This is a genomic window from Flavobacterium xizangense (assembly GCF_054075145.1).
On record NZ_JBSIPG010000020.1, the window covers coordinates 1 to 12,350 of the forward strand.

Below are 12,350 nucleotides of genomic sequence, written 5' to 3' on the forward strand. Positions count from 1 at the left end.
CTGAACCCAAAACCACGGCACGCAGTCTTGACGTTTCGTTCTTTACATTTAATTGCAACATAACTTTATTATATTTTTAAAGATAAAATGATTCCTCTCTAATTTTATTCATACTTTCTTTTAGTTCTTTATTTAAAATGCATTCCTTTCCGCTACTTTATTCTTTGAGTTTACCATTTTCCACAAACCATTTTTTCCAAACGCCTCCTTTTCCATCCTTCCAATTATTCAAATTAAATGTATTGATTCCTGTACTAGTTCCTCTAATTTCATAAACATTTATTGCAGCTCCATTCCGATTCCACTCCAATGGCGTGTTTGGCTTGCAAGTTTCTGGCTTATTATCTGGAATTTCTGTATTGGGTACTATAAAGTAGGTGACATCTTCCTTTGAAGGATAATTGCCAAAGACTCTTGCAATTCCTTTTTCGTCTATACATACCGATGTGTATTCATCACAAGCAATTCCTTTTGCCTGAACTTTATAATCGTTTATAATTCGAGCTAAAAAAGTCACATGCCTTCCTTTTCTATCAGGGTTATCATAATGCGTATCAGTAATGACGTCTTTTAATATTACATTATCTAAAAAAGGATCATTTGACACGGTCATTTTACTATCAAAAGGATCTAATAATGCTTCTTGAGAGGTTATGGTTCCATTTTGAGCCGAAAAATAAAAACTTCCCTGAATAGCCATACCAGCGCTAATTCCTCCTACAACTGCCTTTCTTTTGACAGCTTTATTGATAGCTTCGGAAATTGGAGTGTTTCTCCAATACGAAATATATTCCCATTGATCTCCTCCTGCAAACCAAATCGCCTCAGCATTATTTATTTTCTCCAGTATATACTTATCTGACTTCGCTTCAGCATTTTTAAAGACAATCGTTTCAACAGAATTAACAGTAATACCTAAAGAAGTATATAAATAAGAATTATAACCATCAGATCCCGAAGTTCTTAATACCAAAATATCTCCGCCATCTGCCCTTTGTAAAAACCATTTCATTGCCTCATCATTTTCCGTGGCTCCTCCCATTAAGCAAATTCCGCCTTGTGGAAAAGTCATTTTATCTACTTTATTTCCTGTGAAATAAGACAAGTAGTTTTTTACTTCTGGTGTTTGTGGAACTGAATTTTGCGGATTGTTTTCAGATGAGCAAGCACTTAAAATCAGGAGAAAAGTTATTGTGAGTATTTTCATTTTAGTTTGATTTACCAATTAAATAAATATAATGGAGGAAGAATCAGTAGCATGGATGCTATTAAAAATACCAACATTCTCGGCAGCATCCATTTAAACCACTTACTGTAGGGTATCTTAGCCAAAGAAAGTGCTCCCATGGTAACACCACTTGTTGGAATAATAAGATTTGTAAAGCCGTCACCTAATTGAAACGTAAGTACTGCCATTTGCCTGCTTATTTCTGATGCATCACAAATTGGAATAATAATAGGCATCGTCAAAGAAGCTTGTCCTGATCCTGAAGGAATAAAAAAGTTTAAAAACGACTGGAAAAAAAAGATACATTCAGCAGATACAGCGGTAGGCGTGTTTTGTGTTATTGCTACAATGGAATTAAGTATTGTGTCAATAATTTTGCCTTCCTGCGCAATGATTAAAAGTCCCTTAGCTAGCCCAATTACCAAAGCCGCGGTCATCATATCTTTAGCTCCGCATACAAAAGCATCTACCGCTTTTGATACAGACATTCGATAAATAATAGAAACAAAAATGGCCAAGGCCAAAAATAACGCAGCAATTTCGTTTATGTACCAATCATAATTACTCACTCCATAAATTAATATAAGAATTGTAACGAAAAGCGCATATAAAATTATTTTCCTAGCTCCGTTCAATTTAAAATCTGACACCTCAACATTGTTTTTCTCTTTGTCGTCAGCAAAACCGTACAATAAACTTTTCTGAGGATCTTTCTGAATTTTTATTGCATAATGCGTAATAACGGCGCAAGCGCATGTAGTCAAAACAAACCATACAAAAATCCTGTATTCCATTCCGCTGAAAATTGGAATTTGTGCAATCCCCTGGGCTATACCAATAGTAAAAGGGTTACTAAAAGCACCTCCAAAACCAACACCAGTTCCCACAATTGGAATAGCGGCACCAACAATTGCATCATAACCCATCGCTTTTGCCATAGGTACAGTAATCAAAATAAAAATTAAGATCTCTTCGCTCATTCCGAAAGTAGCTCCGGCAAAAGAAAATAATATAATTAAAAAAGGAATAATGAAAACTTTATGTTTTGGCTTTTTTTGACTAAACTCAATTACATTAAAAAGCCCTGCATTTATGGCACCTGTCAAGTTTATAATCGAAAAAGCGCCCCCCACCAAAAAGACAAAAGCAATAATTTGTGATGCCGAAATAAAACCTTTTATAGGAGCTTCTAAAAAAGCTTTAATTCCTTGCGGCGATGCCGCAACATGTTTGTACGAACCTGCGATAATTTTTTCAGTATTGTTTGTCATTGACCTCTCAAACTCTCCTGCAGGAATTACCCATGTCAAACCGATAAAAAGAATAGTTATCACTAAAATAATAGTGATTGTGTCAGGGAATTTTTGGATTAATTTCATTTTTTTACATTTAAATTTTTCTTGAGAAAGAGGATAATATCCTTATTCCTGTTAACTTATCTTTATCCTGAGCTTTTTCTATGTTTATATTTTTTCATACAATAATCTGACAATCTGAAACAACTTATAATAACTGCCCTACAACAAGTGAATAGTTAGATCAAAGCTCCTCATCATCCCAGATAAATATCTTTTTCTCCTTCTTTTTTTCATTTACAAAACCGCGATACATTCCTTGAGAATTAAACGAAAAATTAATATTTCCATCCTTATCGATTGCTATAAGCCCTCCTTCGCCGCCTAACTTTGTCAAATGACCTTTGATCGTTATTTCAGTTGCTTGATCCAGGGACATGTTTCCGAATTCCATTAAATTTGAGACCATTGATGCAACTGTAGCCCTGATAAAATATTCTCCAACACCTGTACAGGATACCCCACAAGTCTTATTGTTGGCATAAGTCCCTGCTCCAATAATGGCAGAGTCACCAATACGTCCGTCCAATTTATTAGTCATTCCTCCAGTTGAAGTTGCCGCAGCTATATTGCCATTTCTATCAATAGCAACGGCTCCAACAGTTCCCATCTTTAAATTGGAGTGGTCAAGAAAACTTGCAGTTTCAGAAATTTTTTTCGCTTCCAAAAATTGCTCTCTTCTAAAATTGGTATCAAAGTAATCGTTTTCAACTAATTCATGATTAATTTGCTCTGCCAAATTATCAGCAGCTTCACCAGATATCATTATGATATCTTTATTCTCTAATAAACTTTTGGCAAATAAAACAGGATTTTTAATTTTCATACTATTTGCTACTGCTCCGGCCTCTAAAGTAGCACCATCCATTATTGATGCTTCCAGCAAATGTTTTCCTTCACGAGAATAAACTGCTCCTTTACCTGCATTAAAATGAATGCTATTCTCTAAAACGACTACGGCAGCCGCAACGGCATCAACGGCATTACCGCCTTCTGCTAAAATTTCTTCTCCGGCATTAAGCGCAAGAATTAAGTCCTCTTTTATTTTTTTTTTATCTGTTTGTGATAGATTTTCGGGAGTTATTACACCCGCACCTCCATGTATACAAAGTGCAAAGGGTATTTTATTTGTCATTTCTTTTTTCTTTTTTTTGAATTTAAAGAAGACCGCTAAGCGAAATATCATTTTTATTGATGAATTCCGCATTAGCAGCTTCTCATGGGGATTTTTAATATCCTGGATTTTGTTCTAATTTGCCACGCGCAATCGTAATTTCATTTTGTGGAATCGGATAGGTTGTTCTAAAAGCAGGAATGTTTAAAATCGAGGACGCTTTTCCTAATCGAACTATGGTAAACCACTGATGTCCTTCAAAGCCTAATTCTCTTTTATTTTCTTCAATCAAAATGTTTATAAAAGCATCTAAGTTAGGAATCTCCGCCAAAGTATAAGGCTTGGCAGGTAAAGATCTTTGACGCACCACATTCAAATCAGCCAAAGCCAAAGTTAAATTTTGCGGATTTTTCTTTGCCAATGCCTCTGCGCGAATTAAATAGATTTCGGAAAGTTTGATGATTATTGCATTTCCATCTATTTCGCTGTCGCGGGTTCCATATTTATCGCAATAAACTTCTTTTCCTGAATCATAATATTTATAACTTCTTGGATCGTTGTCTCCGTCCATGGCTTTGAAAAAATTACTGTAGTTGGCAGAAACTTCCGGCGGTGAAACTGATAAATATTCCGTTAAACTATTGCCGTCAATTCCTAAAAACTGTAATTCTAATATCGCTTCTGTCGAACCTTCGACATCATAAATATCATTAAATTTTGTATTTAATTTATAAGTACTATTGCTAATTACTTTAGTCGCGTACAATATCGCATTGTCGTAATCACCTTGATACAAATAAACTCTTGCAAGCAAAGCCTCGGCTGCAGCTTTTGTAATAAAAAATCTGTTACTGTCATATTTTAAAATTCCGATGGCATCTTTTAAATCTGAGATAATCTGCTGATAAGATTCAGCAACAGTAGATCTTGAAACTTCACTAGCCGATTTTGCATCTAAATATCTAGTTGAAACAGGAATACCATATTTTGAGTTCAGATTTGTAAACTGCCCAAATTGACGCAAAGCATCAAAATGCCCTAATGCTCTGCAAAAAAGTGCAGTTCCCTTAGCATTATCATCTTTTAGCTGAAGCTCCTCCATTTTTAACAAGATCAAATTACTTGCATTAACAAGTGAATAAACATTTACCCAATTGCTTTGAATATATGCATTTGATGGTGGAACAATAGCATTGTCCAATTGCCTAAAACGTTCCTGAAAACCTGTTGCATCAGCGTTACCGCTTGTTAATTCCTGAGCCAATATGAATTCACCTCCATAGTAAGTGCCGCTTTGCATCACATCATATAATCCTACAGCGGCTGCTTTTAATGAAATATTATCAGTTATCGCAGTTGCTGCCGGAATTTCATCATCTAATTTAGTGTCTAATACATCGTCACATCCTAAAACTGTAAAGGCAAGCAACATAGACAAGAATATATATATCTTTTGATTTTTCATGATTTTAAATTTTAAAATGTTGTACTTAATCCTATCGTAAAGGTGCGCGCCTGACCTAAAGTTCCAAAATCTTCCCCTTGCATACTATTCAAATCTTGTTGACTTGAGGTATTTGTAGAAACCTCAGGGTCAAAACCTAAATAATCGGTTATGGTAAATAAATTTTGAGCTTGTATGTAAAGAGAAAGACTATTCAATCCAATTTTATGAATGACATTCGAAGGCAATTTATAAGCAAGACTTAGAGTTTTCAATCTAATGTAATCACCGTCTTCCAAAAACTGCGTACTAAAACGTTGCATTTGTCCATCTTTTGTTGATGGTCTTGGTACGTCGGTAATTTGGCCTGGCGTTCTCCAATAATTATCATATACTCTTTCGCTTATGTTAGAATATGGAATACCACTTTTTGTATAACCATAATTATCATAAACATGTCGGCTTTGGTTGAATATTTTATTTCCTCCAGAAAATATGAAGTTTGCTGTCAATGTAAATCCTTTGTATGTGAAATTGTTGCTCCATCCGCCAAAATAAGTTGGCAATGCGCCTCCAACAATCTGCCTGTCAGAGAAATCAATGATTCCATCCTTATTCACGTCATCAAACTTTGCGTCTCCGGTTTGCGGATCCACACCCAAAAATTTAATTAAATATAAAGTACTAACCTCTTGGCCTTCTTTAAGAATATGATTTCTTCCTACTTCTTCTCCGTCATTGATTAATTTTTTAATCTTGTTGTCAAGTAATGTTAAGTTTACTCCTGTATTCCATTTAAAATTATTTCCATCAAAGACAGCAGCATTAATTCCAAATTCGAATCCTTTATTTTCTATTGCTCCAACATTTTGGTAAACAGAATTAAAGCCTGTAAGTCCCGAAACTTTAGCCTGCAACAAAAGATCATCTGTTTGTTTGTTGAAATAATCAGCCGTCAAATTGATACGGTTTTTAAATAATCCTAAATCTAAACCTAAATCGAGTTGTTTTGTTTTTTCCCAACCCAAATCCGGATTTTCCAATCGATTAGGCGCTATTCCGGGAACTCCGTTATAATTAGCATTTAAAGTATACGTTCCTCTCCAGTTTGAACCAATTTCCTGATTTCCTGTAAGTCCATAACTGGCTCTAATTTTAAAATCAGAAATGGTTTCAATTTTAAAGAATTTCTCTTTATTGATTCTCCATGCCAATGACCCGGAAGGAAAATAACCATATTGATTATTCTCTCCAAAACGAGAAGAACCATCAGCTCTCACTGTAAATGAAGCTATATATTTTTCATCGTAAACATAATTTGCTCTTCCAAAAAAAGATTGCAGCCCGTATTGATTTCTACCCGAAGTACTCGCTATGATTGTACTTGCTGCCGAAATACTTGATGTTGTGTTAGTAGCGTATCCTACACCAGACTGGTCTGAAAAACGAGTTTCATTTTCTTGTATTGTCCAACCTAAAATGGCTCCAAAATTATGCTTTTCAGCAAATTGTTTATTGTAGTTGAAAGTATTTTCAACAAGCCAGTTAGTTTCTTCATAAGTCGCAAAAATACCTTCGCCTGTTTTAGATTTATTTGTACCTGACGGAACGTAAGAATCCTCAACTAAGTTGGAATATTCCAATGAAAAAGCCGACTTAAATTTTAAATCTGGAATAATTTTCCATTCCACATATGCTGTACCTTGAACACGTGTAGATTGAGACGTGTTTTTATATTCTTTGGCAATCTGAACTGGATTCTCAAGTGGCCACCAAGTGTTGTATTTAAACGGGTTGGTGTAATTACCCTTGTCATCATAAATAGGTTCTGTAGGATCCCATCCTTGTGCATTAATAACAACGCCGTATTCATCGTTTTCTCCAATGGTTCGCTGATGGTCGCTTCGTGTTACAAAAAAGGTGTTTCCTATTTTAAATTTTTCATTAATATTATGATCAAGATTCATACGGGCACTTAATCTCTTGAAGCCTTGACCCAATTGAATTCCTTCTTGGTTATAATAATTTCCGCTTAAATAATAACTTGTTTTTTCACTTCCTCCCTTAACGCTAAGATCTAAATTTTGTGTTATACCAACTCTGAAAATTTCATCATAAATGTTGGTGTTGATTCCTTTTGAAGTATCAATCCAATCAAAATAATCTGAACCTAGTCCGTCAAATTCTGCAGCTGTGTTAAAAAAACTTTTAAACTTTTCACTATCTACCATTTTTGGGTATTTTGAAATTTGGGCAAAAGAAGTGTAGTAATTAACATCTACAATACTTTTACCTGTTTTGCCTCTTTTTGTGGTAATTAAGATTACTCCATTTGCACCTCTTGAACCATATATAGCAGCTGCGGCAGCATCTTTTAAAATTGTAAAAGATTCGATATCATTTGGGCTCAAATCTGCCAAGGGATTAACAGGCTGTATATTAGCATTCAAAGCTGAATTATTCCTAGATACTATTGGAATTCCGTCTACTATGTACAAAGGCTGGCTACTTGCTGATATAGAAGAAACCCCACGAATATTAACACTCACAGCACTTCCTGGTGTAGCCGATGACGAACTTATATTCACCCCGGGAGTTTGTCCCTGCAGACTGTTTTCAAAACTCGAAGAGGTTCCCTGCGGCAAATCCTTTGTTTTTATAGATTGTATACTTGAACTTACATCCTTTTTAGATTGCGTTCCATAACCAATAATCACCACTTCATCCAGACTTTGACCTTGACCTGATGTCATAAAAATGGTGTAATTGGATTTTCCATCTATCATTACTTTTTGAGTTTGAAATCCAATATAAGACAGCTCTATTGAAGTGCTGTTTTCAGGTACCTGAAATTCAAATTTTCCGTCAAAATCAGTAATTGCACTTGCTTTTGAATTAGGAACAATAACATTGACACCTACCATGGGTATATTGGATTGTTTGTCGAGAACAGTTCCTTTTATAGTTTTTTGAGCATATGTTGAAATGCATGACAACAACACTACAATTAGTTTTATTTTATTGTTTGGTTTCATTTTCCTGGTTTAAAATTTAATAAAATTGACAATAGAAATACCTTAACTATTCATAAAAATGAAGCGTTTTGGCATAAAAATCTGTAAACTGAGAAGGGAAACTTTTAACAATTAAATATTGGTTGCAATCCTTTTAGATAAAGTGATTTGCAATCAATACAACGATTTGATAAATTGGTAAAATTCATTTAATTTGGTTTGGTTTGGTTGAGAAGATAAAAAATACAATAATGATATCAACACTCAAGAACGGTGTCTAAATATCAATTTTATTCAGCAATTAAAGATAGGCTGAAGACCTCTTAAAGTAAGAGATTTTGTTTTTGTGATTGTATTTGCTTTTCCTGAAATCAAAAGAGACTGATTTTATTTGATGTTAAAAGTAGAAAAAAAAATGAATTAAAAAATAAAAATCAAACTTTTAATTAAACTTTATTTATCCTTTTAGTTTTTATAATGATTTTTCTTCATAATTTTAAGATTTTAATCAAGTAAAACAAAAAGAATTTCTAAAAATCTAATATTGGAAAGCCTATTCATTTGAAAAATAGCTTCCCAATATCAAAATAACTATTTCTAGTAAATAAGTACGGAATATATTTATTACCATTAACCGTGAAATAGTTTAAAAAACAAAAAAACTAATTTGATATAATAAATTTAGAACGTTTTACAACTTCGTTACCCCTTTTGATGGAAAGTAAGTACTGGCCCGCTTTTAAATCAGAAACGTTCACATCTAGACTATTTTGACCACGGTTTCCCTTAGCGTTAATTGTTTTTAAAAGCGAAGCATTAAGATCATAAATAGAAACTTGAATATCTTGATTCTCTGCCAATGCAAAATCAATTTTAAGGATATCTACAGCCGGATTTGGGTAAACGATCATTGCAGTATTAGTAGTTTCTTCTATATTTTTACTTTGCTTAAATTTTGCAGTTCCTCCTGAAACATTCAATGTATAATCTTCTGTTTCCCCATAAGTATACGTGCCGCAAGAAGAGGTAATTGAATTATAACTTACTATAATTCTCATTCTTATATTTCCATTAACGGCTGATGCAGGTATTGTGATCTGGGGTGTTAAAGTTGCGCTGCTGAAAATAGCATATACTTCTTCTCCCGAATCCGTAAAAACACCATTATTATTAAAATCAATAAATACTTTCCAGTATAATTTTCTTGTTGCGCTAAATCCAGGCGTCAATGTCAAGGTGGTCGCGGTTCCTTTAGAAATATTAGCTACTTGCGAAGAAAAATCAGCATAACCTCCATTTGAATTACTTAAATTACTAATACTGCCAATTGCTACTTTTTTAATCCATTCTCTGCTGGCATCACTTCCTGCCGAAGAACAATAAGTAACTGTACCACCTCCGCTAGATGTTGTGGTGAAGTTTATCGATGCAGCAAGAGAAGAACCACTAGTGCAATTACCATACACTTCAACATTATAAACCGTATTAGCAATCAAACTAGTCAAATTAACTGAAGTTGCTGTTGTAGCATTAAGTGTTGTCCAGGTTGAAGAACTATTTGCCTTATATTTTACAGTATAATTTGTTGCAGTACCAGACCAGTTAAGGATTGCAGAATTAGTAGTTATAGTGCCTGCAGCCAAATTTGTAGGTGAAGGACAGCCTGATGGGGCAGCACCTAATGTTTCTGTCAACGTTCCATTAACTACTTTAATCACGCCATAACTAGCTTTAGAACCTGAAACTGTCGTCCAATCGTTTAAATTAAGTGTAGTCGAACCTGTCGTATCTCCCTCAATTTTGATGATTTTTACTCCTTTTCCGTTATTGTTCCAAGTTAAAGCAGAGCCTGAAGTTACCGTTTCTGGTAACGAACTGGTATCAAACTGATAAAAATAAGCATAGTTTCCGGTTGCAGGAGCAAAGACCTTTGCAATTCCATTTTGGTCAATACAAACTGCCGTTTTTTCATAAACTCCAATTCCCTTTGCATTTAATCCCGCGCCTAAATCTTTCCACATTCTGGCAATAAAAGCTGTTTGTCTTCCTCTGCGATCAGGATTATTATAATGTGTATCCGTAATTAAATTAGCTAGTATTGGATTATTTAGAAAATCATTTGATCCGATCGTCATATCTGAGTTATACGGATTAGCTAAAGCTTGCGCTGAAGTTACACTTGAATTTGCAGCACTATAGTAATATTTACCTTGAATAGCACATCCAGCACTAGTTCCTCCAACAGGTACTTTCTTTGTATTTATAAGATAATTTATAGCGTCTTCTACCGGAGTATCTTTCCAATAGGAGACATAAGTAGCCTGATCCCCGCCTGCAATAAATAAAGCTTCAGCATTTCTAATTTTTGTGGCAATTTCTGCAATACCGGCCCTTGCTCTAGTATCTATTAGAATTGTTTCTACAGAATTTACCGTTCCCAATCCGTATATATAATCATTGTAAGCACCTGTACCCGCAGATCTAATGACAACAAAATCTCCCCCACCTGATTTTTGTATCATCCATTTTATTGCATCATCATTGTCTGTTCCACCTCCCATTAAACATGTACCGCCTGTAGTTGTGGTGTTAACATCCGAAGTACTTCCTGTTATCCAGCTCGTGTAAGTTTGTGAATATGTAAAATTTACTGTGAATAGAAATAATAATATATTCAAATAATTCTTCTTGATATTGTAAATATTTTTCATAATATGTTTTTTGTTTAATGTTAAAATTTAAAAAACTAACAATAGTCCTAAAATCGCAAATCATACGGTTGCAACATGCATAAAAACATATTACAACAATGTTTACAGAATTTTAAATGCTATTGAAAATTGTATTTCAATCTTTTAAAATTTAATAAAATAGGATATTAGTTTTCAATACAGCTTTCAAAGTAGAAAGTAGAAAGTAGAATATTGAAATCTGTTGACGATGAAGAAAGTTATTTTCAACAATTGAATATTGGTTGCAATCCTTTCAAATAAAGTGATTTGCAATCAATACAAACGAGTGCTAAGTTATTATAGTTCATTTTTGTAGCTGTGAAAATTAAAAATAAAATAACTAAATTGTAAACTCGAAGCTTATAAACAAGCAACGTTTCGTAACAATTTTCTTCAACAATTAAAAATAGGCTGAAGACCTCTTAAAGTAAGAGATTTAGTTTTTAAAATTTTATTTATTTTCCTAGAAATCAAAACAGTAGATTTTATTTTATCAAAAATATAAAAAAAATTGATTCAATAAAATAAAATTCACAATTTCATTAAATTTAATTCATCGATTACGCTTTTTAGATAAATTTAATTCAGTTAAAACCAAATTTTAATGAATTAATAAAAAAAATTTGATTCGCGATTTTTGAAATGAATCTGATTATATTTTTAAAAATCATATTTCAAGTTTAAAACATTTGAGCTACACAGACCAATCGGATTTTCTCTTTTTTTGGAAGCCCTCCTAGGTTGATGATGGTTTGATTTATAATTTCTTTTCCCTTATTATATTTTGAAACAGAAAATAAGTAATACTAAAAAAGGCTGTCCCTATTGAGAGACAGCCTCTTTTATGCTTGAAACTTAAAGAATACAAACTACTAAAACATTTTTTAACGAGTTAAGGCTATGCTAAAAACTTATTTTTCCAAAATAATCTTTTTGGTTGTCGTTTTACCATCAGTAACAACCTGAAGAAGATAAATTCCTTGTCCAAAACTATTCAAGTCAAGTTGTTGCTCAGTTCCTTCAAAAGTAGCGTTCAACAATTGCTGACCTAAAGTGTTGTATAAACGAACGTCCGATTTTGTATTATTTTCTAAACTCAAATTCAAAATTCCGTTTGTTGGATTTGGATACACTACCAAACCTTCAGTAGTCTTTATGTCTTCAACATCGGCAACATCCAACATTTTTCTGGTTCCGGAGCATCCGGAAATATAATTGTGCTGAATATCATCGATCCAGACCGTCATTGTGTTGGCTGTATTGTTTTGTTTGATAACAATGGCATCTAAAGTCACAGAGGCGCCGCCCACAATTCCGTTTCCTGTTGTAATGGTTGTCCCCACCGCAGTTGGTAAAAACCATTCGTAGTAATTCCAGGTTCCATTGTTGATGATGGCAATTGGAGGCAATTCTTCCAAGCCGTCAACATCATCGATCCAAGCCGTTACGGTAGCTCCGGCATT

The 12,350-nt window shown here is 33.8% G+C and carries 7 protein-coding genes; all 7 read right to left on the minus strand.

Going from position 1 to position 12,350, the window contains the following annotated elements; genetic code table 11:
- Positions 1-157 precede the first annotated feature (157 nt).
- Positions 158-1,207, minus strand: a complete 1,050-nt coding sequence (locus ACWA1B_RS22245; RefSeq protein ID WP_456910755.1) for a cyanophycinase — start codon at positions 1,205-1,207, stop codon at positions 158-160.
- 11 nt (positions 1,208-1,218) lie between these two features.
- Complete coding sequence (locus tag ACWA1B_RS22250; RefSeq protein ID WP_456910757.1) at positions 1,219-2,607, minus strand: YfcC family protein; 1,389 nt, start codon at positions 2,605-2,607, stop codon at positions 1,219-1,221.
- A 160-nt stretch (positions 2,608-2,767) separates the two neighbouring features.
- Positions 2,768-3,718, minus strand: coding sequence for an isoaspartyl peptidase/L-asparaginase family protein (locus ACWA1B_RS22255; protein ID WP_456910759.1), 951 nt, complete (start codon positions 3,716-3,718; stop codon positions 2,768-2,770).
- Positions 3,719-3,812: 94 nt separating this feature from the next.
- Positions 3,813-5,162 (minus strand): RagB/SusD family nutrient uptake outer membrane protein, encoded by a 1,350-nt coding sequence (locus ACWA1B_RS22260; RefSeq protein WP_456910761.1) that lies wholly within the window; start codon positions 5,160-5,162, stop codon positions 3,813-3,815.
- 11 nt (positions 5,163-5,173) lie between these two features.
- Positions 5,174-8,176: a SusC/RagA family TonB-linked outer membrane protein gene (locus ACWA1B_RS22265; RefSeq protein WP_456910763.1), complete on the minus strand. Its 3,003-nt coding sequence runs from the start codon at positions 8,174-8,176 to the stop codon at positions 5,174-5,176.
- 641 nt (positions 8,177-8,817) lie between these two features.
- Positions 8,818-10,866 (minus strand): GEVED domain-containing protein, encoded by a 2,049-nt coding sequence (locus ACWA1B_RS22270; protein ID WP_456910765.1) that lies wholly within the window; start codon positions 10,864-10,866, stop codon positions 8,818-8,820.
- A gap of 932 nt (positions 10,867-11,798) precedes the next feature.
- Positions 11,799-12,350: T9SS type A sorting domain-containing protein (locus ACWA1B_RS22275; protein ID WP_456910767.1), on the minus strand; the 552-nt coding region annotated here is incomplete at its 5' end.

Excerpts from the sequence above, each read along its gene's own strand:
- ACWA1B_RS22245 (WP_456910755.1), bottom strand. The coding sequence starts at position 1,207 with ATGAAAATACTCACAATAACTTTTCTCCTGATTTTAAGTGCTTGCTCA.
- ACWA1B_RS22250 (WP_456910757.1), bottom strand. The coding sequence starts at position 2,607 with ATGAAATTAATCCAAAAATTCCCTGACACAATCACTATTATTTTAGTG.
- ACWA1B_RS22255 (WP_456910759.1), bottom strand. The coding sequence starts at position 3,718 with ATGACAAATAAAATACCCTTTGCACTTTGTATACATGGAGGTGCGGGT.
- ACWA1B_RS22260 (WP_456910761.1), bottom strand. The coding sequence starts at position 5,162 with ATGAAAAATCAAAAGATATATATATTCTTGTCTATGTTGCTTGCCTTT.
- ACWA1B_RS22265 (WP_456910763.1), bottom strand. The coding sequence starts at position 8,176 with ATGAAACCAAACAATAAAATAAAACTAATTGTAGTGTTGTTGTCATGC.
- ACWA1B_RS22270 (WP_456910765.1), bottom strand. The coding sequence starts at position 10,866 with ATGAAAAATATTTACAATATCAAGAAGAATTATTTGAATATATTATTA.